At 34.4% G+C, this 23,652-nt stretch carries 21 protein-coding genes and 1 other annotated feature; of the genes, 16 read left to right on the top strand and 5 right to left on the bottom strand.

Annotated elements, in window-relative coordinates:
- Positions 1 to 106: 106 nt before the first annotated feature.
- Genes A6A20_RS00870 through A6A20_RS00855 form a run of 4 tightly spaced genes read left to right on the top strand, consistent with a single transcriptional unit; the run spans position 107 to position 3,730 of the window.
- Positions 107 to 598, top strand: coding sequence for a CvpA family protein (locus tag A6A20_RS00870; protein ID WP_279571703.1), 492 nt, complete (start codon positions 107 to 109; stop codon positions 596 to 598).
- Between the two features lie 35 nt (positions 599 to 633).
- Complete coding sequence (gene purF, locus A6A20_RS00865) at positions 634 to 2,145, top strand: amidophosphoribosyltransferase (RefSeq protein ID WP_279571702.1); 1,512 nt, start codon at positions 634 to 636, stop codon at positions 2,143 to 2,145.
- Positions 2,138 to 2,734, top strand: coding sequence for a UbiX family flavin prenyltransferase (locus tag A6A20_RS00860; protein ID WP_279571701.1), 597 nt, complete (start codon positions 2,138 to 2,140; stop codon positions 2,732 to 2,734). The genes purF and A6A20_RS00860 overlap by 8 nt, the downstream gene beginning before the upstream one ends.
- A gap of 30 nt (positions 2,735 to 2,764) precedes the next feature.
- Positions 2,765 to 3,730, top strand: a complete 966-nt coding sequence (locus tag A6A20_RS00855; protein ID WP_279571700.1) for a helix-turn-helix transcriptional regulator — start codon at positions 2,765 to 2,767, stop codon at positions 3,728 to 3,730.
- A gap of 30 nt (positions 3,731 to 3,760) precedes the next feature.
- Here A6A20_RS00855 and A6A20_RS00850 read toward each other — a convergent pair whose 3' ends face one another.
- The 5 genes from A6A20_RS00850 to A6A20_RS00830 form a co-directional block, all read right to left on the bottom strand.
- On the bottom strand, positions 3,761 to 5,638 hold the full coding sequence (locus tag A6A20_RS00850) for a DUF262 domain-containing protein (protein WP_279571699.1): 1,878 nt from the start codon (positions 5,636 to 5,638) through the stop codon (positions 3,761 to 3,763).
- Positions 5,639 to 5,640: 2 nt separating this feature from the next.
- Positions 5,641 to 7,008 (bottom strand): DUF262 domain-containing protein, encoded by a 1,368-nt coding sequence (locus A6A20_RS00845; protein ID WP_279571698.1) that lies wholly within the window; start codon positions 7,006 to 7,008, stop codon positions 5,641 to 5,643.
- Between the two features lie 62 nt (positions 7,009 to 7,070).
- Complete coding sequence (locus A6A20_RS00840) at positions 7,071 to 10,670, bottom strand: GmrSD restriction endonuclease domain-containing protein (RefSeq protein WP_279571697.1); 3,600 nt, start codon at positions 10,668 to 10,670, stop codon at positions 7,071 to 7,073.
- Positions 10,671 to 10,802: 132 nt separating this feature from the next.
- Positions 10,803 to 11,123 carry a hypothetical protein gene (locus tag A6A20_RS00835; RefSeq protein WP_279571696.1) on the bottom strand — a complete coding sequence of 107 codons (321 nt, stop codon included), beginning with the start codon at positions 11,121 to 11,123 and terminating at the stop codon, positions 10,803 to 10,805.
- 41 nt (positions 11,124 to 11,164) lie between these two features.
- A complete protein-coding gene (locus A6A20_RS00830) occupies positions 11,165 to 11,968 on the bottom strand; it encodes an ion transporter (RefSeq protein WP_279571695.1) in 804 nt (267 codons plus the stop codon).
- Between the two features lie 306 nt (positions 11,969 to 12,274).
- Positions 12,275 to 12,404: a sequence feature (His leader region), on the top strand.
- Between the two features lie 38 nt (positions 12,405 to 12,442).
- Here A6A20_RS00830 and hisG point away from each other — a divergent pair.
- From hisG to A6A20_RS00770, 12 genes are all read left to right on the top strand, one after another.
- A complete protein-coding gene (gene hisG, locus A6A20_RS00825; protein WP_279571694.1) occupies positions 12,443 to 13,342 on the top strand; it encodes an ATP phosphoribosyltransferase in 900 nt (299 codons plus the stop codon).
- Between the two features lie 21 nt (positions 13,343 to 13,363).
- Complete coding sequence (hisD, locus tag A6A20_RS00820; RefSeq protein WP_279571693.1) at positions 13,364 to 14,650, top strand: histidinol dehydrogenase; 1,287 nt, start codon at positions 13,364 to 13,366, stop codon at positions 14,648 to 14,650.
- A gap of 109 nt (positions 14,651 to 14,759) precedes the next feature.
- Positions 14,760 to 15,818 carry a histidinol-phosphate transaminase gene (gene hisC / locus A6A20_RS00815; RefSeq protein ID WP_279571692.1) on the top strand — a complete coding sequence of 353 codons (1,059 nt, stop codon included), beginning with the start codon at positions 14,760 to 14,762 and terminating at the stop codon, positions 15,816 to 15,818.
- A gap of 33 nt (positions 15,819 to 15,851) precedes the next feature.
- A complete protein-coding gene (gene hisB, locus A6A20_RS00810; protein WP_279571691.1) occupies positions 15,852 to 16,940 on the top strand; it encodes a bifunctional histidinol-phosphatase/imidazoleglycerol-phosphate dehydratase HisB in 1,089 nt (362 codons plus the stop codon).
- Positions 16,941 to 17,007: 67 nt separating this feature from the next.
- Entirely contained in the window at positions 17,008 to 18,045 is a 1,038-nt protein-coding gene (locus A6A20_RS00805; protein ID WP_279571690.1) for a PDDEXK nuclease domain-containing protein, read from the top strand.
- A 12-nt stretch (positions 18,046 to 18,057) separates the two neighbouring features.
- The gene (locus tag A6A20_RS00800; RefSeq protein ID WP_279573709.1) at positions 18,058 to 18,711 is read left to right on the top strand and encodes an MOSC domain-containing protein; all 654 of its coding nucleotides are present in this window, start codon (positions 18,058 to 18,060) and stop codon (positions 18,709 to 18,711) included.
- Positions 18,712 to 18,725: 14 nt separating this feature from the next.
- On the top strand, positions 18,726 to 19,322 hold the full coding sequence (gene hisH / locus A6A20_RS00795; RefSeq protein ID WP_279571689.1) for an imidazole glycerol phosphate synthase subunit HisH: 597 nt from the start codon (positions 18,726 to 18,728) through the stop codon (positions 19,320 to 19,322).
- A 23-nt stretch (positions 19,323 to 19,345) separates the two neighbouring features.
- Entirely contained in the window at positions 19,346 to 20,095 is a 750-nt protein-coding gene (gene hisA, locus A6A20_RS00790) for a 1-(5-phosphoribosyl)-5-[(5-phosphoribosylamino)methylideneamino]imidazole-4-carboxamide isomerase (RefSeq protein WP_279571688.1), read from the top strand.
- On the top strand, positions 20,077 to 20,850 hold the full coding sequence (hisF, locus tag A6A20_RS00785) for an imidazole glycerol phosphate synthase subunit HisF (RefSeq protein WP_279571687.1): 774 nt from the start codon (positions 20,077 to 20,079) through the stop codon (positions 20,848 to 20,850). Before hisA ends, hisF begins: the two co-directional genes overlap by 19 nt.
- A 23-nt stretch (positions 20,851 to 20,873) precedes the next feature.
- Positions 20,874 to 21,491 (top strand): bifunctional phosphoribosyl-AMP cyclohydrolase/phosphoribosyl-ATP diphosphatase HisIE, encoded by a 618-nt coding sequence (gene hisIE / locus A6A20_RS00780; RefSeq protein WP_279571686.1) that lies wholly within the window; start codon positions 20,874 to 20,876, stop codon positions 21,489 to 21,491.
- Between the two features lie 559 nt (positions 21,492 to 22,050).
- Complete coding sequence (locus A6A20_RS00775) at positions 22,051 to 22,782, top strand: tetratricopeptide repeat protein (protein WP_279571685.1); 732 nt, start codon at positions 22,051 to 22,053, stop codon at positions 22,780 to 22,782.
- A 131-nt stretch (positions 22,783 to 22,913) separates the two neighbouring features.
- Complete coding sequence (locus A6A20_RS00770; RefSeq protein WP_279571684.1) at positions 22,914 to 23,618, top strand: tetratricopeptide repeat protein; 705 nt, start codon at positions 22,914 to 22,916, stop codon at positions 23,616 to 23,618.
- The last annotated feature ends 34 nt before the right edge of the window (positions 23,619 to 23,652 follow it).

Raw genomic sequence — 23,652 nt, 5'->3', positions numbered from 1 at the left:
GATTTTACGGAAAATAATCACTTATTTTTGACGCAAACGTTTTCTTTTTTGGTGGAATTGATTAGAATAGCCCTGCCAAAAAACGGTTTTTATTAGAGATATTGGCATGATTGATTATATTATTATTGGTATTGTTGCATTTTCTATTATCGTTAGTTTATTGCGTGGTTTTGTGCGAGAGGTAATGTCCTTAGCCAGTTGGTTAGTGGCGTTTTTCGTGGCAAGCCATTTTTATCCTTATCTCGCAAATTTTCTCACACAAATTGAATCGGATTATATTCGTAACGGTACAGCCATTGCCATTTTGTTTTTTGCGACCTTAATCATTGGGGCAATGATTAATTATATTATTGGGCAGCTAGTGGATAAAACAGGGCTATCAGGCACCGATCGCGTTTTGGGGGCGTGCTTTGGCTTATTAAGAGGTGTGCTAATTGTTGCTGCCCTATTATTCTTTTTAGATACCTTTACCAATTTTAGCCAAAGTGAATGGTGGAAAGAATCCAAATTAATTCCGCACTTTGGTTTTATTGTTGAGTGGTTTTTTCAGCAACTACAAACTAGTTCAAGTTTTTTAAAATCAACCCCTTTAATGTAACAACATTAAATTAACAAATAAGGAAGGCACTATTTATGTGTGGTATTGTTGGCATCGTCAGTTATCAACCTGTTAATCAAACGATTTATGATTCTTTAACGGTCTTACAGCATCGTGGGCAAGATGCGGCGGGTATTGTAACCATTGACGATGAAAATCGTTTCCGTCTGCGTAAAGCTAATGGACTGGTGATGGACGTTTTTCAGCAGATCCACATGCTAAGGTTACAAGGTAACACCGGAATTGGTCATGTGCGTTATCCTACTGCGGGCAGTTCTAATGTGTCTGAGGCTCAACCCTTTTATGTGAATTCCCCTTATGGTTTAACCCTAGTGCATAATGGCAATTTAACCAATTCAGCGGAATTAAAAGATAAGCTATTCAAGCGAGCTCGCCGTCATGTGAATACCAATTCAGACTCAGAGGCTTTGCTCAATATTCTAGCTTATCATTTTGATCAAATTGATAAAGATCAGTTATCCCCAGAAGATATTTTTAATGCCATTAAGCAAACGCATCGGGATATTCGTGGTGCTTATGCTTGTATTGCGATGATTATTCAACATGGTATGGTGGCATTTCGTGATCCCCATGGTATTCGCCCTTTAGTGTTAGGTAAGCGTGATGACGGCGAAAAAACAGAATATATGTTTGCCTCAGAAACCGTTGCTTTAGATACCGCTGGTTTTGAATTAGTGCGTGATGTAGAGCCGGGCGAGGCGATTTATGTTACCTTTGATGGGCAATTATATTCGGCACAATGTGCAGAAAATCCAACGTTAACCCCTTGTATTTTTGAATATGTGTATTTTGCTCGCCCTGATTCTTGTATTGATGGCGTATCGGTATATGCGGCTCGTGTGCATATGGGCGAACGTTTAGGGCAAAAAATTGCCAAAGAATGGCAAGATGTTGATGATATTGATGTGGTTATCCCTGTGCCTGAAACCTCTAACGATATTGCTTTACGCATTGCCCATGTATTAAATAAACCTTATCGGCAAGGTTTTGTGAAAAACCGTTATGTGGGACGCACCTTTATTATGCCGGGACAGGCACAGCGTATTAGTGCAGTAAGACGTAAACTTAATACTATTTCCGCTGAGTTTAAGGATAAAAACGTCTTATTGGTTGATGATTCTATTGTACGAGGTACAACGTCCGAACAAATTGTTGAAATGGCAAGAGCCGCAGGGGCAAAGAAAATTTATTTTGCTTCCGCCGCGCCAGAAATTCGTTATCCTAATGTGTATGGTATTGATATGCCGACCAAACACGAATTGATCGCTTATGGACGTAATGTAGAACAAATTGCACAATCTATCGGCGTGGATAAGCTGATTTTCCAAGATTTATCGGCTCTTACGGAATCGGTGCAACAAGAAAATCCAGCGATTAAAGACTTTGATTGCTCGGTGTTTACGGGGGTCTATGTTACAGGTGATGTTACCCCAGAATACTTAGAAAGCATTGCTGAGTTACGCAATGATGCCGCCAAGAAAAAACGGGCAAAAGATGCCAGTAATTTAGAAATTCATAATGGATAAAATTAAAGCAAAGCCATTAATTATTGGGATAACAGGGGCATCAGGGGCGATTTATGCCATTCGTTTATTACAGGTATTACAGCCCTTAAAGCAAATTGAAACCCATTTAGTTATTAGCCAAGCCGCTAAGCAAACTATTAAGGCGGAAACGGATTATAGTTTGTCAGCGGTTAAAGCCTTAGCGGATCATTGTTATGATAGTCGTGATATTGGGGCAAGAATTTCTTCAGGATCTTACCGCACTTTAGGTATGGTTGTGGTGCCTTGTTCCATTAAAACCTTATCAGGCATTGCCCATAGTTACACCGATGATTTAATCACACGTTCTGCTGATGTGTGTTTAAAAGAGGGCTTGCCCTTATTGCTTTGTGTACGAGAAACCCCTTTGCACTTAGGGCATTTACGCTTAATGACCCAAGTGGCAGAAATTGGCGGCAAAATTATGCCACTAATGCCCGCTTTCTATCATCGCCCTCGTAGTTTATCAGAACTCATTGATCAAAGCGTCAATCGCCTTTGCGATCAATTAGGCATTCAATTACCTCAGGATTTGTTTATACGTTGGGGCGATTATAATAGCCCTAGATAAGTATTTCGTAGTTTAATGAGGTAAAAGAAAATGGTTACCCGCAAGAAAGATATTGATAGTTTACAAGTCTATTTAAAAATATTACAGCTTATTCCTCGTAAACCTAGAAAAATCAGTTCCAGTGAAATTGCACAGGCTTTACAACATAGCGGTCTTCATCTCCGAGATATTCAGCGAAAATTAAAATATTTAACAGAAAATTTTGATCAATTAGAATGCGATGATAGCTGTAAACCTTATACTTATAGTTGGTTAGAAAAAGCAAAAGGTTTTAATGTTTCTGAATTAAATGAACAGCAATCTTTAGTTTTAAGAATAGCCGAACAACAATTAAAATATTTATTGCCAGCCACTATTATTGATGGAATGAAACCCTTTTTTCAACAAGCTCAGCAAGTTTTGGCTGGAAATAATCAACAAGCAAAATTGGGCAACCAATGGTTAGGTAAGGTTTGCGAAGCCCCTACCAGCTTGCCCTTAGTGCCTGCCAATATTGATGAACAGGTATTTAATCAAGTTAGCATTGCCCTCTTTCATAATAAATGGCTAAAAATTCAATATCAAAATCAGTTTGGCAAATGCCATAATGGGAGCGTTATGCCCCTCGCTATCGTACAACAAGGAGCAAGTATTTATTTGATTGTACGCTATGAACATTTTTCCGATGAACGTTTGCTCGCTTTACATCGTATTCAACAAGCAACCGTTTCTACTCTTTCTTTTGAACGCCCAAAGGATTTTGATTTGAATAAATTTCAAGCAGATGGACGTTTAAGTTTTGGCAAGGGAGAGAAAATTAAATTGTCTTTTTATATTGACCGTTGGGCAGGCTTTCATTTAACCGAAACACCTTTATCTCAGGATCAAGTTATTTTACAACAAACGGAAGATTATTATTATATTCAAGCAACAGTGGCGGATAGTGAAATGCTAAATTGGTGGATCAGTAAATTTGGCGATGAAATTTGGGGAGTAACTAAGCAAAAAATAATATAGGGACAAATAATGTCCCTAGCTAATTATTAATCAAAGAGTTATTAGCTCATCATATTCTTCTAGTTGTTCTGGTTTATGATTAATTAACTTAATCATTTCTTTAGAATGATTTTTTATTTCATCAGCCTCCCAATTATCCTCGGTTAGCATTATAGCTTGCTTAATACTGACACATTGTAATTCGTTATGTTGATACTTCCTTTTTTTATCTTCAATACTATTATTACTCAAACTGGCGTTTTGATTATGAGGAATTAAACAAAGATTTCCAAAATCATTAATAAGGTTATCTTGTTTTTCCTTTTCACCTAATTTATTTTCTTTACTTTGTGGTAAATAATGCTCAATAGAATTTCTACTGGTTACAAAGCGGAAATTATTAATATCAAGATAGGTTTTAATGTTATGAAATTCATTATCATCTTTGTTATCTTGATATTTTTGCCATAATAAATAATCAAGATAGAAAAATACATAATGGGGTGTATTAGTACCTTGATGAAGAAAATTATCCTCTATTTTATTTGTTTCTTTTATTTTTTCATATTGTTTATAAGCAAAATGTTGTAAAAATTTAATATAGTCTTTCGCTTCTATTTTATTTTTGAAAGACAAATATTTTAAGGTGTAATATAACCAGTTTTTATAGGTTTTCGCTCTAAAAGAAACGTCAAACATTGATAACAACATAATAATATTATTATGTTCTTTCTCATTCTCAAAGGTGTTTTTGTACTCATCTTTATTATTATAACTATAAAGAACAAAGTTTCTTGCATTGTTATTCTCTAATTTAATAATATAGCTATCAAAAAGTAAACGATATTTTAATAACTTAATAATAAAGTTTTTAACCTTATCCTCGGATTTACTTTCGTTATCATTTTTGTTTTTAGTAAAATAATCATCAAACTTATTAATAAGTTTTGTATTATCCAACGGTATATTTTTTTCTTCTTCTGTTTTTCCTTTTGTCTCTGATACAAACAATTTTAATACGTGCATTAAAAAGTTTGGAAAGTCAATAATAGAATAGTATTTTTCTAATTCTGTTTGTTCTGCTTGTTCTTCATTATTTTCATCCTTTTCACCTGTTAATATATCTAATATAGTTTTTTTATTATTATGCTCTGTTTCTGATATATTCTCAAACTTTTTTGATAATTGACAAAAATCATTAATATTGTCAATATTAATTTTATCCTCTTTTTTAATTTTATGCTCAATATAATTATTCATATTAGCACAACAATCCCAAATATAAGCGAAACAGGCTTGTTCTTGCTTGCTTTTCAGCAAGCCCATTAATCTGGCTTTAATAATTTCGCTTTGTTCCAGTTGCTCACCACGATTATTCATTATTTCAAAATAATGGTTAAGATCTGTATCCTTTGCTAGTTTATTTCTAAATAGAATTACTTTATTAGATAAAAACTGGAAAAACTTATCTTTATCCTCTGGTAATAAAAGATTTGACTGTAAATAATTGACGATTAATTGATAAGCAAGGCTAATGTTATTTTTAGCTAACGGGTTGTTAGCGTTATCTTGATTTTTTAATCCTTCTAATTCATCATTTGAAGTCGCTCGGTGTTCAAATGATAAATTAATTTCAAAACGATAGTCTTCATTAACTTTCAGGTTTTCTATTGCAAGAGATAATATCTTAAGCGTGGTTAATCGTTGTTGCCCATCAACCACTTCATAACTGTTGTTTGATTGGGCATCACTGACCACTAGACTACCAATATAATAATTTTTTTCTGACGAGCGTGTACACGCATTTTTTATATCACTAAGTAATTGCTCAATTTCATCTTTCCCCCAAGCATAGTTACGTTGGTAAATAGGAATAATGTAGTTATCTTGATTTTTTGATAATTCTTTAATTGTTAGTTTCTCTAGCATTGTTAGAGCTCTCCATTAATAATATTTTCTAAATAGTCTAAATCGTTTCGTTCTACTTTATTTATTTTGGTTATTGGATAACGTAGAAATTCCTCAGCGGAACTGGCATTTTCTAAATATCTTAATAAGCTATTTTTATTAGGGTAAAGCAATTTGTCTTCTATGATATTATAGAATAATGTTCCATTTTCTAATCTTAGTTTATAACACCATCTAAAACAGAGATTTACTGCCTCATCAAGTTTGTTATAGCCAAATTTATCATAATATCGGAAAATTAAGCATTTAAATAATTCCCTAATATAACCATCTCCTGTTCTATGAGATCCGTTATAACTATGAATAAAATCGAATAGACTTTTATAATTTTCTTTTTTATATTTTTCACTATTTTTTAAATTTTTCAATAAATAAAAGTCCTTAGATAAATAGCCTTTCTCTTGATTAAACAGAAAATGATATACCTCAATATAATGTATGACATATTCAAAAAACAACTCGCCATTAATAATAGGCTGATTCACTGAAAAATATGATTGACTAAATTTTTTATCCACTAAGTAATGAAACTGTGCTTGTATCTGATGTATCGCTCTGCTGGCATAAATAGCCAGTAAATAAGGATCATTTTGCTCAGGTTTAGCCCCTTTAAACATATCAATATGTTGACGAGAAAAATAATGAAGATATTTTTCATTTTTATACCATTTACGTAATGGGTATAGCATATCGCCAATGACCTGCTTTAGATTTGCTTCAGTCGCATCAGCGGCTTCTTCCCACTTTTTTACATATTGCAGTTTATTTTTTTCATTATCAAATTTTTCTCTTAAATGATAGGCTTTTAATAAATCATAAGCCTCAAGGGGTTTTCCCCTTGAATTTTGTGAGTCAAAAAGCTGAAAGGCTTCATCAAGATCGGTAATTTCAATATAACCCATTTTATAGTTTTCAATTTTCTCAAGAAATGCTTGTTTTTTAACCTTATCAGCTAGACGAAGATTGATAAATGATGTGATTAACTGATAATTATTTATAATTTGTTGCTTGTTTTCAGCATTTAGGTTATCTCTTCCTTGTTTTAATAGTGGTAGTTCTTTATCAGGCTTTAAAGCATAAAATAAAAGCGATAAACTAATTAATCGCTGTTGCCCATCAACAATTTTTAAACTATTTTCATTGTTATGAATAATAATCGTACCTAATTGATAATCTCTATCTTTGTCAAAATGAAAATAGAGATCATCTAATAGTTGATGAATGTGCTTTTCGCTCCATTTGTAGGGGCGTTGATAATTAGGAATAGATAAGTTTTTTTCTTTAAGAATTTCTTGTATTGTTTTTGTTCCAGTCGTTGTTTTTTCTGTCATAGATATGCTTCTCTACAGGTTGCTGATTAGTTTATTATAAATATTATTTGTAATTTTGTCTCTTAATCTAATAACAGATTATTGCTTATATTAAATCCCCTTAACATAACAATAACCTGTATTTTCTCCGCTAAATTAGGTTGAAGTGATGTTGTAATAAAGCAAGGTAGATCTTCCTGATTGCTATATTGTTCTATCCGTTTATAGAGAATATTCTGGATTTCTATATATTCCTCATATGAAAAATATGTGCCAGCAGAGATATGAACTGTTATCAGTTTTACGCTAGCTGGATCAATATCTTGCAATAATGGACTTGTAATTGCTTGCTGAAAAGCCTTTCCTATTGCTCCTTCAACATTATTTATAATATCGGAATAACCCACCATTGCATATCCTTCGCGGGGATCGTAATAATGGTCATGCCAAAGTGCACCATATGGTATATTAGGTGAAATTTGAGGGGCAGAATAAGCTGTAAGTATTTGCTGAATGATTTCATTAATAGCAGCCATATTTTGAGAAAAAGTATCATTATAAATTTTGTTATGGGGAATTAATGCTAATTTTTCAGTAGGTATTACATGCAATACTTCAATTTCATAGTTATTGGCAAAATCATCAATATGTTGATAATATTCATGATCTTGATTAAAGGATAAAGGGGGAACAAGTACCGTTATAGGTGAAAAAGCAAACATAGGTAAAATTGCTTTTGTAATGTCACAATCTATACTGGTAATCACAATACTAATATAGTCTATTAGGCTAATATTTTCATTAGCCTCATTCATCGCCTGATGAGCTTGCAGGGCTAATGCAATATTCTGTTCAGTGTTGACGCCTTTACTTACACCTTTTACAACAATTTCATCAATTTTTATTGTTTTGGCTAAACTCTTTTCTAATCGTTTGCTATCTGTACCTATAGCATGAAAATTAATTTTAGTATCAGCACCTTCAACTAATATTGAAGATTGATTTCTAATAAGATTATTTACCACCTCAATTCCCATTTCGCCAATGCCAATAACATTAATTGAAGGCCAACAACAGTTATATTCTTCATTTTTAAACATGAACTTTCTCATTTTTATTAAATGATCAGCACTTTCATACAATGTCCAGTTTTCATAACTAAACATTATGGCTTGCTTAATGCTGAGGCAATTTAATTTCATTTTTTCTGTTATATCATATTGATTGCGTTTTTCTTGCCAAGTTTTGTTATGTAAACAATAGTATTGCTGTTGTGGTATTAAAAATAAATTACCAAAATAATCTTTACAATCTCTTGTGAATACTTCATCCAAGTATTGTCCGTTTATTTCATAATATTCGATTATATAGTTATTGTCTGTAAAGCTAAAATTATCAATATCAATATATTTTTTTACCTTATCCTCAATATTTTTAAAATATTCTTTTTCTGTTTTATAATCTAACCATAATAAATAATCCAGATAGAAAAACAAAAATTGTGGTATATCTTTACCTCTATAAAAATTTTTCCGGTTTTTAAATTCATTATGAGCTAGCTCCTGCAGCTGAATAATGTATTGCTGTGCAGTTATTGAATGATTATCCCTATTATAAATATGACTAACTATTTTATATAGCCAATGTATATAGTTGTCTTCCAGAAAATTAGTATCTTTTCTTTCTTGAATTCCGTCATTTTTACAAGAAAGATAAAGCACCGATAATAACATAGTAATATGCTTATTTTCTTCTTGATTATCAAAAGTATTTGTGAGTAAGTTTTTGTTGCTATTATAATGATAAAGAACAAAGTTTTTATTGTTGCTATGATCAATTTTTATAATATAGTTATCAAAAATCATACGTAATTTAAATAAATGAATAATAAAATCCATTGCTTGACCATCAAAATATAGTAGAAAATAGTTATCAAATCTTTCCATTATTTCTGCTGTATTTAGATCTATATCTTTGCTAGTATTGTTGTTTTTTTCTTTAAAAATTTCCAGTGCTAACATTAAGAATTGAGGAAAATCAATAATTGATTGATATTTATGCAAATTATTATTTTTATGATTGATTGTTAGATTATTACCATTATTCTCTATCATTGCTTGATTAGTTAATATATCTTTACCACAGCCCTGTAAATCACGTTGGTTAATTTTCTCTTTTTCCACCAAATCAAAAATTAATTGGTATTTTTGTCGTTTATTATCCTGTTGATCATTACTTATCGGATAATGATAATTATCTTTGGTTATTATTTTATGAGTTAATATTTCTTTACCGCTATATTCTAAATAACCTTGGTTAATATTTTCTTTGCCAAATAAAATATTGTTGAGAGCATTAAGGAAAGCATCATTATTTGGTTCAATTTCCTGTAAAAGATAGCTATCCATATTGGCACAATAATCCCAAATATGGCAAAAGGATTCTTTCTGGGTTTTATTAAGTTTACTTATAAACTTTGATTTAATTACTTGTTGAACTGTTAATTGTTTAGTTTGTTGATTTATGATGTTAAAATAATGTTTAATATCAATATGGCTAGCAAGTTCCATATGAAATAGATTAACCTTATTGAAGATAAATTTTATATAATCTTCTTCTATTCCTTTTATATTAGAACTAATATCACTATAATATAAATAGTTCTTTATAATATCATACAAATTCTGCAAGTAATGCGTATTTTTTTCTTTGATTTCATCTATACTTTTAGAACTTAAGAAACTTTCATTTGATAATTTTGTAAATATATTATTGTATTCTTGTTGATAAGGGAAAGATAATTCAAAATTAAATTCTAATGCACGTTTATCCTTTTTATTCCAGCATAAGCAAAATATTATTAATAATTTTAGTATAATGAGATAATATTGCCCGTCGATTACTTCATAGCAATTATCTTGCTTCTTATTTAACAATAAAGTAGCAAAATAAAATTCTTCACCTTTCTTATAAGCATTATTTAAATCATTCAACAGTTGTTCTATTTCTGATTTTTGCCAATCATAATGATGTTGGCTAAGTGGGATAATATATTTTTTATTGATAAGTTGGTTAATTGTTAATGAATATGCTTTATGAGGACTAATATTTTGTTTATTATCAATGGTTTTTGTTGAATAGTGGAGTTCTAATAATCCATTATTGGCGATAATCTTATTGGTCGTATTTTGTGATTTAAGGATTTTAATGGCTTGTGATAAATTTGTTGTTTCAATATAGCTTATAGTATATTTTTTGATATGATCGATAAATTCATATTTTAACTGTTCATGATCAAATTGTTGATCAATAAATGATTTTATAAGATTATAATGATTGATAATTTTTTGGTGATTTTTATCATTAAATATTTCTCTTTTTAATGCCAATAAAGATTTTCCAAGTTCAGTATTATTATCTAATCCATAAAATAATATGGCTAGAATAATCAAACGCTGATAGCCGTCAATAATATTTAAAGTATTGTTTTTTTTGTTTCTATGAATAATCACTGTACCTAATTGATAAGTGGTTTTTTTCTTAAAATGGAATAATAGATCTATAAGAAGTTGATTAACATAATCATCTTCCCAAAGATAATCATATTGATAATTAGGAATAGATATATTTTTATTTTTTAATATTTGCTGTATAGTTTTTACCTTAATTTTTGTGTTTTTCATAAACTTACCCTTGTTGATTTCAGATTTTTTATAGTAATATTATTTTATCGTTTATAACTTGTTTATATAGAAATGTTTTATCTTTTGAGGGAAATAAACTCACTGCATATTTGAACAGTGAGTTTATATTTTTTACCAAAGAGCGAGTATAATTTGCCCATAAACCACTAATATTGAATTGCCATTGAGGCTATAGGTATTATTACGATTAGCACCTACACGAGGTTTAATATTACCTCGTCCATCAAGTTCCCAAGTATTTTTTGAATTAACTCCTACCCGAGGTTTTAAGGTACGCCCATCAAATTCCCAGCTATTGGAAGCGCTTGCTCCTGTTCTAGGTTTTAGGTAACGTCCATCAAATTCCCAAGTATTTGAAGAAGTTGCACCATATTTAGGTTTTAAGGTTTTACCATCGCAAACCCAATCTTTAGGTAAATGAATATCAGGCATAAATTTCTCCTTATGTTTAGAATGATTAATGTTTATTTGATTTAGTTTGGATCTATTTTATTTTTTAATTGCTTTATTTCCTCCTGTAATTGTTGTAGCTGATTAATCATATTTTGATAAACTAACTCTGTTTTTTCGCAAACTTCTTTTTCTTCATTACCTTTTATCTCATTAATACAATCTACGATAATGCCAATAACAATATTAAGTACAATATAAGTAGCGATAATAATAAAACTAATAAAAACTATCCAAGAATAAGGATGGTGTTGCATTACTGGGCGGACAATGCCAGATGACCAACTATCAAAGGTCATCATTTGAAATAAGGTATAATAACTTTCATTGATTGTGCCGAATAATTCTGGAAAATCGTGGGCATATAAGTTTGTTACAATAACGGCATAGACATAGTAAACTACCATTAACAGAATACCCACACTAAAAATTGAAGAGAGTGTTTTTAACAACACTTGTGTAATAAATTGAATTTGTGGAATGATAGAAATAAGCCGTAATATACGGATTATTCGTAAAAACCTAAATACAGAAGCAACCGAGGTTTCTGGTACTAAAGAAATAATAACAACGATAAGATCGAAAATATCCCAACGCCGTTTAAAAAATCTCATTTTATAAGTGTAAATTCTAAGAATAAATTCAATGACAAAGATAATTGTACAAATTCGATTAAGTGCGGTTAATAAATCATTATAATTTTTTTCAATAGTTGGATAAGTGGATAATCCAATAACCGCAGCATTAACAATAATGACCGTTAAAATAAAATCGTGGAAAAATTTTCCTCGTACAAATGTATTTAAGTATTGATGTTTAGCTTGCATAAATAACCTATTTATTCAATGTTTGTAACAAAGTATAGTATGGGTAGCGACAAATTCTGTCGTATTAAATGATGTATTTTCATTAAATTTTTTATTTAATGAGATTAAGGCTAAAACTTCCAGATTGTAAAAAAAAAACGATTGGCGTCAATATAAGTAAAGAGGAAATTTGGCGGTTAATTGATATTTTTTTGTGATAAAACCCAAAAAAATCTATGAAAAAACACTTGCAATTTTATTTTAATCGGCGTATGTTAAAAACCACTTAACACAAAAGGACAATATTATGATTTTCAAACGCACTGCTCATCATCACCATCATACCTGATTATCTTTCAGGCGTTTGGTGTTGCTTGGAAGATAGGACTTCCGAGCAATGCGTATAAATTAACAATTTTACCACCCCTCGGAAGTGAACTTTCGAGGGGTTTTTGTTTGGTTAACATAAATGTTTCAGTAATAAAAAAGGAAAAAATGATGACAAATAATCGAATTAGAATTGCGATGCAAAAATCAGGACGTTTAAGTCAAGAATCACAGGCATTGTTAAAACAATGTGGGGTAAAAATTAATTGGAATGAGCAACGTTTAATTGCTTATGCGGAAAATATGCCCCTTGAGATTTTGCGAGTGCGTGATGATGACATTCCCGGTTTAGTGTTTGATGGCGTGGTTGATCTGGGTATTATTGGCGAGAATGTGTTGGAGGAAGAAGAATTAGCACGAACTTCTGCGGGCGAACAGGTCAGCTATAAAAAATTACGCCGTTTGGATTTTGGCGGTTGCCGTTTATCAATTGCATTACCAAGAGAAATGCCTTATCAAAGCATACAAGATTTAAATAATGCACGTATCGCCACTTCCTATCCAAATTTGTTAAAACGTTATATGCAACAGCAAGGTGTGAAATTTAAAAATTGTTTATTAACGGGGTCAGTGGAGGTTGCGCCAAGTGCAGGATTAGCCACCGCCATTTGTGATTTAGTGTCATCAGGAGCGACGTTGGAGGCGAACGGTTTGCGAGAAGTGGAAGTGATTTATCGCTCTAAATCTTGTTTAATTCAGCGAGCTTTGCCCTTAGACGAGGAAAAACAGGCATTAGTGGATCGGTTATTAACACGTATTCAAGGGGTACAACAAGCGAATGAAAGTAAGTATATTATGTTGCACGCTCCAAAAGATAAATTGGCGGAAATTACGGCATTATTGCCTGGCGTAGAAAATCCTACTATTTTGGCGTTAGCGGAAGATAGCAATAAAGTGGCAATGCACGTGGTTAGCCAAGAAAATCTATTTTGGGAAACGATGGAACGCTTAAAAGAAATTGGGGCAAGTTCTATTTTGGTTTTACCGATTGAGAAAATGTTAGAGTAATTAACGGAAAAGGAATTGATTATGCAAATGATTAACTGGGCGGAATTAACCTTAACACAGCAACAACAAGTTTTAACACGTCCTGCGATTTCTGCGGGGCAATCGGTAAAAAATGCGGTGGATAATATTCGTGTTTTCGTTGAACAACAAGGCGATCAAGCCTTATTGGCATTGGCGGAGAAATTTGATGGTTGTAAACTCAATGAATTAGTGGTTACGCCACAACAAATTGAACAAGCCAGTCAACGTATTAATGATGAGTTAAAACAAGCTATTCAAAACGCCTATGCCAATATTTATGCCTTTCATCAGGCTCAACAACCACAAGAGGTGGATATTGAAACGCAAAAAGGCGTGCGTTGCCAAGTGATAACGCGTCCTATTAATAGGGTGGGCTTGTATATTCCGGGTGGTTCTGCGCCGTTATTTTCTACGGTGTTAATGTTGGCAATTCCGGCGAAATTGGCAGGTTGTAAGCAAATTGTGTTATGTAGTCCGCCGCCTATTGCCGATGAAATTTTATATACGGCGAATTTATGTGGTGTGGATAAGATTTATACTGTCGGTGGGGCACAGGCAATTTTTGCCATGGCACAAGGCACGCAAACTGTTAGCAAAGTAGATAAGATTTTTGGACCAGGTAATGCTTTTGTTACGGAGGCAAAACGTCAAGTGCAACAATTAGGTACAGCGATTGATATGCCAGCTGGACCGTCAGAAGTGCTAGTGATTGCAGATAAATTTGCTGATGCGGAGTTTGTGGCAAGTGATCTCTTATCCCAAGCGGAACATGGTGCAGACAGCCAAGTAATGCTGGTTACTGACAGTAAACAGCTCGCCCAAAATACTCTTGATGCTATTGAACGCCAATTAGCACAATTACCACGAGCAGAAACTGCTCGCAAGGCATTGCAGCATAGTCGTATTTTGCTAGCAAAAGATTTAAATGAATGTATTGCCATTAGCAATCAATATGCCCCAGAGCATTTGGTGGTGCAAGTGGAGAATGCTCGCCAATTATTACCATTGTTAGATAATGCGGGTTCTATTTTCCTCGGTGCTTATTCGCCAGAAAGTATGGGCGATTATGCCTCAGGCACTAATCACGTTTTACCCACTTATGGCTATACCAAAACTTATTCCAGCTTAGGATTGGCGGATTTTAGCAAACGAATGACGGTGCAAGAATTAACCCCACAAGGTTTTGCCGATTTAGCCAAAACCGTTGAGTTAATGGCAACAGCAGAACAACTGGAAGCACATAAACAGGCGGTAAGTATTCGTTTGGCAAAATTGGCTCAAAAATAATGGAAAAATGACCGCACTTTAACCAATAAAAGGATTAATATAGTTGTTTCAATTTAACATAAGACAAAGTGGGACGACTATATAACAGCAAACACAATAGGAAAACAATATGACTATCTCAGCACTTTCAAGAAAAAATATTCAAGCATTAACCCCTTATCAATCCGCTCGCCGTTTAGGGGGAAAGGGCAATATTTGGCTTAATGCAAATGAATATGCATTATCGCCAGATTTTAATTTAAGCCAACGCCAATTTAATCGTTATCCTGATCCGCAACCGCAAGCGGTAATTGACAATTATGCACGCTATGCCGGTGTCGCCACAGAAAATGTGTTAGTGAGCAGAGGAGGAGATGAAAGTATTGAATTAATTATTCGGGCTTTTTGTGAAAATGACGAGGCTATTTTATATTGCCCCCCTACCTATGGAATGTATGCAGTAAGCGCGGAAACTTGCGGAATTGAGCGTAAAATTGTGCCATTAACTGCTGATTTTCAGCTAGATTTGGCGAATATTGAGCAAAATTTAGAAAAAGTCAAAGTGGTGTTTGTATGCAGCCCTAATAATCCCACTGGCAACTTGCTTAATCGGCAGGATTTGCTACGTTTATTAGCGATAACGCAAAATAAAGCCATTGTGGTGGTTGATGAGGCTTATATTGAATTTGCACCGCAAGCTACTTTAGCTAACGAACTAGCAAATTATCCTAACTTGGCGATTATTCGTACCTTATCCAAAGCCTTTGCCTTAGCAGGCTTACGTTGTGGTTTTACCCTTGCTAATCCAGAGTTAATCGCTACCCTACAAAAAGTGATTGCCCCTTATCCGTTACCAGTACCTGTGGCAGATATTGCCGCACAGGCGCTTACCCCACAGGGTATTCAACAAATGCAAGAGAGAGTACAAGATGTCCTGGAGCAACGCCAATGGTTAGCCGATCAATTACAGCAATTATCCATTGTAGAACAAGTTTACCCAAGCCAAGCAAATTACCTTTTGGTGAAATTTAAAGAGGGTCAACAGGTGTTTAAGGCCTTATGGCAACAAGGCATTATTTTGCGTGATCAACATAATGCTTTAGGCTTGGAGAATTGTGTTAGGATTACGGTAGGGATTGCAGAAGAAAATGCACGCGTGCTTACAAGTCTTAAAGAATTAGATAAATAAATGAGAATAAAATGGATAAATTAAGGAAAAACTATGCAACCAACATTATTTATTGATCGTGATGGTACATTAATTGATGAACCTAAAACAGATTTCCAAATTGATAGTTTGGAAAAATTAAAACTTGAACCTATGGTTATTCCAGCGTTGTTGCGGTTGCAACAAAAATATCGTTTGGTTATGGTGAGTAACCAAGATGGTTTAGGTACAGCCTCTTTTCCGCAAGCGGATTTTGATAAGCCGCATAATGCGTTAATGGCGATATTTAATTCACAAGGCATTATTTTTGATGATGTGTTAATTTGCCCCCATAAGCCAGAAGATCAATGTCAATGCCGTAAACCGAAAACGAAATTATTGCATAAATATATTTCACAACAACGTTTTGATCCGCAAACGAGTTTTGTGATTGGCGATCGTCTTACCGATGTACAGTTAGCAGAAAATCTAGGTATTCAAGGGTTGCAGTATCACCCTGAAAAACTTAATTGGTCGTTGATTGTGGAAAAATTATTGCCAAAATCCACCGCACTTTCTGAAGATCGTCAGCCACGTTATGCCGAAGTGGTGCGTACCACTAAAGAAACGGATATTAAGGTGCAGGTTTGGCTTGATGAAACAGGCGTCAATCAAATTAGCACAGGCGTGGGTTTCTTTGATCATATGCTAGATCAAATTGCTACCCATGGCGGTTTCCGAATGAATGTACAATGCAAAGGGGATTTGCATATTGATGAGCATCATACGGTGGAAGATACCGCATTGGCTTTGGGAACAGCGTTAAAACAAGCCTTGGGCGATAAACGAGGGATTGCCCGTTTTGGTTTTGTGTTACCCATGGACGAATGCCGAGCGGAATGTGCGTTAGATTTATCAGGTCGCCCTTTTATTAAATTTAAGGCAAAATTTAAACGAGAAAAGGTAGGAGATTTTAGTACCGAAATGACAGAACATTTTTTCCAATCTTTAGCTTTTAGTTTATTAGCTACTTTGCATTTAAAAGCCACTGGGGAGAATGATCATCATAAAATTGAGAGTTTGTTTAAGGTGTTTGGACGAACCTTAAGACAAGCTATTCGGGTTGAGGGAGATGAGTTGCCAAGTTCAAAAGGGGTATTGTAGCAAGTGCGGTGGATTTTGGCGGTATTTTTAGTGAGAAAATAGGTAAACCTTAATGAGGGCATAGGTAATGATGAAAATTGCTAATCAGCATCTTATTGATGACATAAAAAAGATAATTGAACAATCACGAGAAAATGCCGTCCGTGCTATTGATTTTCAGCGAGTGTTGATGTACTGGCATATAGGACAACGCATTTTTGAGCAAGAACAGCAGGGGCAAGAGAGAGCTGATTATGGTAGTTACTTAATTATTTACCTTGCTAAGCAGTTAGAGCCTGAATTTGGAAGTGGATTTGGACGGCGGCAATTAGAGTTGTGTCGGCAGTTTTATCGTATGTTTCCAATTGCGAACGCACTGCGATCGCAATTAAATTGGACACAATATAGAATGTTATTGCGGATAGATGATGCCCATAAAAGAGAGTTCTATATCGCTGAAACAGTTAAAAATAATTGGAGTTCCCGTCAATTAGAGCGACAAATTCATAGCAGGTTATATGAAAGGTTGTTGTTGAGCAATGATCGTCATACCTTACTTGCAATGGCAAGAAACGAAACTATACCTATTGATGCCAAACAGATTATTAAAGATCCAATGGTGTTAGAGTTTTTGGGGTTGAAATATGAAAGTGATTATTATGAGAAAGATTTAGAAAAAGCAATTATTACCCATTTACAAGATTTTCTGCTTGAATTAGGTAACGGTTTTTCTTTTGTTGCAAGGCAAAAACGATTACATTTAGATGGCGATGATTTTTTTGTAGATCTTGTTTTTTATAATCGTTTATTGCAATGCTTTGTATTAATAGAGATAAAAACGCATAAATTAACCCATCAAGATTTAGGTCAATTACAAATGTATGTGAACTATTTTGATCGTATTGAAAAACTACCACACGAAAATCCAACAATTGGAATTTTACTTTGTGCGGATAAGAATGATACTGTTGTTAAATTTAGTTTACCTGATAATCAAAAACAAATTTTTGCTAGTGAATATCAGCTTTATTTACCGTCAGAACAGCTATTATTAGATGAAATGCAGAAAGAAATCAAAAATTTCCAACAAAAAGTAGCAGAGCAACAAGCCTATTATGGTATTTAACATTAAGGAATAATTATGGCTCAAATATTAGTGATTAAAATTGGTAAAGTGCAAACATTAACCTTTGCCGATGGTTCAGTTTATGAAACGGCAATTCGTAAGCAACCTGTTAGTCAGGTGGTTATCAACGAATTGGGAGCAGAAGGCAATGAGGTGGCGTTGACAAAACATCATGGTGGTGTTGATAAAGCTCTATTATTTATGGCAGATCGTAGTTTTACTCAGTTAAATCAGTTGTTAGCCGAAAATTTTAGTTATGATAATACCGCTATTTATGGTGAAAATTTTGTGGTTTCTGATTTGAATGAAGATAATGTTTGTGTGGGCGATCGTTTTCAGATTGGTGATGTAGTGCTTGAAGTGTCGCAACCGAGAAAACCTTGTGAGCGTTTATCTAAAAATACCAATAATGAGGAAACACAACGTACGGTATTTAATTCAGGCTTGACGGGTTGGTATGTGCGGGTTATCCAAACAGGGCTTATTCGGCAAGGTGATGAGGTTATTTTGTTAGATCGTCCTTATCCAGCCTTGACTATTCGCCATTTAAATCGCTTATTATCAAGTCAATCAGATCGACAATCGTTAGAACAAGCCTTAGCTTGTGATGTATTGGCGGTGGCATTTAAACGTTCGTTACAATCACAATTAGCCAAAATTAAGTAATATAAGGACAAAAAATGGCAAAAATCATTATTATTGATACAGGTTGTGCCAATCTTTCATCGGTAAAATTTGCCTTTGATCGGTTAGGTTATTCAGTGGATATTAGCCGTTCGCCTGAGCAAATTTTGCAAGCAGAAAAATTATTATTGCCTGGAGTAGGAACGGCATCAGCGGCAATGAAAAATTTAGCGGATCGGCAGCTTATTGAATTAATCAAAAAGGCGACCCAACCTATTTTGGGGATCTGTTTAGGTATGCAATTAATGACGCAATATTCTCGCGAGGGGGGAGTGGAAACTTTAGGCATTATGCCAGTTGAAACAGAGTTGTTACCTAATCATAAGGGATTGCCCTTACCTCATATGGGTTGGAATCAAGTTAATTTAACCCAAGATAATCCCTTATTTGAGGGGATTAAACAGGGAAGTTATTTTTATTTTGTGCATAGTTATGCGGTATTGCCCAATGAATACACCATTGCTATTAGCGAGTATGGCGAATTATTTTCGGCGGCATTACAAAAAAACAATTTTTATGGTGTACAGTTCCACCCTGAACGTTCAGGCAAGGTGGGGGCAATGCTGTTGCGTAATTTTGTGGAAAATATTTAATTTTTAGGAATAGATAAGGAAAAATGATGAAAAAATCATTAATTATCCCAGCATTAGACTTAATTGATGGGCAAGTAGTGCGTTTACATCAAGGGGATTATGCGAAACAAACTACTTACACCGATGACCCTATTGAACAATTTGCCAATTATTTGGCACAGGGCGCAGAGCAGTTGCATTTGGTGGATTTGACAGGGGCAAAAGATCCTGATCAGCGACAAACCACCTTAATTGGTAAAATTATTGAAAAAACACAAGCCAAGATCCAAGTTGGTGGCGGTATTCGCACTGAAAAAGATGTGGCAGATTTACTTGCTGTGGGGGCAAATCGTGTGGTGATTGGCTCAACGGCGGTAACCGATCCTGATTTAGTTAAACAATGGTTTAGCAAATATGGGGCGGAGAAATTTGTGTTGGCGTTAGATATTCGCATTGAACAAGGGCAAAAGTGGGTAGCGATCAAAGGTTGGCAAGAAACTAGCCCATTGAGTTTAGAAAATTTGGTGGAAAATTACCGCACTTTTGGTTTAAAACACGTACTTTGCACCGATATTTCACGCGATGGGACATTGCAAGGCTCAAATGTAGCCTTGTATCAAGAACTCTGTGCGAAATTTCCAACGATCCAATTTCAATCTTCAGGGGGAATTGGGACATTAGCTGATATTGCGGCATTAAAAAATACAGGCGTTGCAGGTGTGATTGTTGGGCGAGCATTATTAGAGGGCAGATTTAGCGTAAGGGAGGCGATTGAATGTTGGCAAAACGCATAATTCCTTGTTTAGACGTAAGAAATGGACAAGTGGTTAAAGGGATACAATTTCGTAACCACGAAATTATTGGCGATATTGTGCCTTTAGCACAACGTTATGCCGAAGAAGGTGCGGACGAATTAGTGTTTTATGATATTACCGCGTCAAGCGATGGGCGTACAGTGGATAAAAGCTGGGTGGCTAAAGTTGCCGAAGTGATTGATATTCCTTTTTGTGTGGCAGGGGGCATTAAACGGCTTGAAGATGCTGAACAAATTTTTGCCTTTGGGGCAGATAAAATTTCCATTAACTCGCCAGCATTAGCAAACCCAGATTTAATTAATCAATTAGCGGATCGTTTTGGCGTACAAGCCATTGTGGTGGGCATTGATAGTTGGTTTGAGCAACAAACAGGGAAATATTGGGTCAACCAATATACGGGCGATGAATCTCGTACTCGACAAACTCACTGGCAATTATTGGACTGGTTGCAAGAAGTACAACAACGAGGGGCGGGCGAAATTGTCCTTAATATGATGAATCAAGACGGTGTGCGACAAGGTTATGATTTAGTGCAATTAAAACAAGCAAGAGCCGTTTGTGATGTTCCATTGATTGCTTCAGGTGGAGCAGGGGAAATGGTGCATTTTCGTGATGCTTTTGTAGAAGCAAAGGTTGATGGTGCATTAGCGGCAAGTGTGTTTCATAAACAAATTATTCAAATTCCCCAACTAAAAGATTATCTTGCGGAGCAAGGTGTAATAGTACGTCAATAATCATTTCAAAATAGGATAAAACAATGAATATAACTCAAATTGATTGGCAAAAAGTTAATGGTTTATTGCCTGTGATTGTACAAAATGTGAATACTTGCGAAGTATTAATGTTAGGCTATATGAACCAAGAAGCATTGAACAAAACCTTAACAGAGAAAAAAGTAACTTTTTATTCTCGCACCAAACAACGTTTATGGACAAAAGGCGAAAGTTCAGGGCATTTTCTTAATGTGGTGGATCTGAGCTTAGATTGTGATCAAGATAGCTTATTAATTTTAGCTAAACCTATTGGCGAAACCTGTCATACTGGGGCGGAAAGTTGTTTTCATCAATTCAATCAACAAAATGTATTGGATTGGACATTTTTTAGTAAATTAGAGCGTTTAATTGCCGCAAGAAAAGGAGCTGATCCAGCTAGTTCCTATACCGCTGAACTTTATGCAAAAGGCACAAAACGTATCGCTCAAAAAGTTGGCGAAGAGGGCGTTGAAACTGCATTAGCGGCGACTGTAAAAGATCGTGAAGAAACTATTTGCGAGGCAGCAGATTTGGCTTATCATCTTACTGTACTTTTACAAGATGCGGATCTTAGCTGGGCTGATGTGATTGCTAAATTAAAACAGCGTCATCAGGCAAAATAACTGAATATATTGTTGTTTTAATAGAAAATAATATAAGGTGGTATGCTGATATTGTTAAAGTGCGGTCAGTTTTGGAAAAATTTTCCAATAATCTCAATATTTCCGATCATTCTCCTTTGAAAATTTCCTGTGAAATTTAGAAGACAAAGAACTGAGGACAGAATAATCTTAACTATCAATAAATTAGCGTAGCCACTTCAGTCCTCTGTCTTCCGTCTTCTGTCCTCTGAACGGCGAAAACCGTTATCCAAATCGGAGAAATGAAAGTGAAAAAAATCCCAAAACTCACCGCACTTTTTAGAACAATCAACCTCCTAAATCCCCACCTTAACCGCCAAAGCAAGCCACATTTTATCTTTCCATTTCAACCTGAGTTTAATTTCCAATCGCATTGACTTTCCCCTATTTTTGTTCCTTGAAATTTTACGCAAATTTTTGCAAAAAATTGTGATTTTTAGCTTGACACAAACCGTTTTTTTTTTTCAATAGGCAAGTTTACCTAATGCCATTAGGTAAATAAAAATATTGATATTAATCGATAAACACATGGAGATTTTTTATGAAAAAACACCAAATTTTGTTTAATAAGTTAAAAAAAGCGAACTTATGTTTTAGTTTAGTGCTAATCAGTGCCTTTTCTGTGCTGAGTTTACCTAGTCAAGCTAACCAACAAACAGAGATTGCTCAATTACAACAACAAGCAGAACAGGGTAATGCTGATGCACAACTTACATTAGGCAGTCGCTATGAATTAGGGATGAATGTAAAACAAGATTATGCTCAAGCTATAGAATGGTACCGTAAAGCGGCTGAACAAGGTAATGTTCTGGCACAAATTATATTAGGCAATCGCTATGAATTAGGGATGAATGTAAAACAAGATTATGCTCAAGCTATAAAATGGTACCGCAAAGCGGCTGAACAAGGTAATGTTGGCGGACAGTTTGTTTTAGCTACTATGTACTCTAATGGTCAAGGGGTTAAACAAGATGATGCACAAGCAGCGCAATGGTATCAAAAAGCAGCGGAGCAAGGTATGGCTGAAGCACAATTTAAGTTAGGGAATATGTATCATCAAGGACAAGGGGTAAAACAAGATTATGCGCAAGCCGCACAATGGCTTCGCCAAGCAGCGGAGCAAGGTCATGCTGAAGCACAAAATAATTTAGGTTTGATGTATCTTGAAGGACTAGGGGTTAAAAAGAATCTGACTCAAGCTAAAAAATGGTTGAAGCAAGCCTGTGATAATGGTTTCCAACTTGGGTGTAATAATTTAAAACAATTAAACTAATATCCTTTAATGCTTTGTTTTAACTTTATCTTTATCCCAAAGTGCGGTTAAAAATAATTTTTTGGCTGCACTTTTTTAATAAGCAATTTATCTAATATCTATTAGGTCAATAAATATAAACGGAGATTTTTATGAAAAAATATCAAATTTTCTTTAATCAGCTAAAGAAAGCCAATTTATTTTTTAGCTTAATACTAATCAGTGCCTTTACTGTAGTCAGTTTGCCTAGTCAAGCTAATCGAATAGTTTCACAGCAAGAGCTTGATGCTGCATCAGCCATTATAAAAGGAGTAAATTATCAACTCGAGAAAGATTATACTAAAGCAGTAGAAGAGTATCGCAAAGCTGCTGAACTAGGCAATGCTGACGGACAATATCTTTTAGCCGAAATGTACTATTTTGGTAAAGGCGTTAAACAAGATTATGCCCAAGCAGCACAATGGTATCGCAAAGCGGCGGAGCAAGGTAATGCTAAAGCACAATTTAATTTAGGGCTTATGTATGCTAATGGACAAGGGGTAAAACAAGATTATGCCCAAGCAGAGCAATGGTGGCGTAAAGCAGCGGAGCAAGATGATGCTGAAGCACAATTTAATTTAGGGGTGATGTATGCTAAACGAGGGGTAAAACAAGATTATGCTCAAGCCCTACAATGGTATCGTAAAGCGGCGGAGCAAGGTGTGGCTGAGGCACAAACTAATTTAGGGCTGATGTATGCTTTAGGAAAAGGTGTTAAAAAGGATCTTACCCAAGCTAGAAAATGGGTTAAAAAAGGTTGTGATAATGGCAACCAAAATGGTTGTAATATTTTAAAAGAATTAAAAAAATTAAACTAATATCCTTTAATGCTTTATCCAAAGTGCGGTTAAA

The organism is Volucribacter amazonae (genome assembly GCF_029783845.1).
GTDB classification, from domain to species: Bacteria; Pseudomonadota; Gammaproteobacteria; order Enterobacterales; family Pasteurellaceae; genus Volucribacter; species Volucribacter amazonae.
Note: the sequence above shows the minus strand (reverse complement) of the source record. Positions and strands in the feature narration are given on the sequence as shown.